Raw genomic sequence first — 243 nt, forward strand, 5'->3', positions numbered from 1 at the left:
ATGATTTTTGTGCCAAAACGTTTCTTTAATGTTTATTCCATAGCTAAAATCTCCTTTTGTCAAACTTATAGCTTTCATTTTGTCTAATTCAACAATGTCTGTATGTGATACATCTCCTCGAATATACATTGCGCATTTTCTTACCAACTGAGAAAAATTAGAGGTAACCCCAGCCTGCCTTACTTCCTGCCTTGACAGCAATACACCACCAGTATTTATTCTTCTAAAAGTTTCATCAATACT

1 protein-coding gene is annotated in these 243 nt (G+C 34.2%); it reads right to left on the bottom strand.

Annotated features, from left to right (window positions below; translation table 11 throughout):
* A partial coding sequence (locus tag R0K30_RS23185) for a hypothetical protein (RefSeq protein ID WP_410613348.1) occupies positions 1–243 on the bottom strand: 243 nt, incomplete at both ends.

Origin of the sequence: Bacillus sp. SIMBA_154 (genome assembly GCF_046536015.1) — a bacterium.
Taxonomy (GTDB): domain Bacteria; phylum Bacillota; class Bacilli; order Bacillales; family Bacillaceae; genus Bacillus; species Bacillus pumilus_P.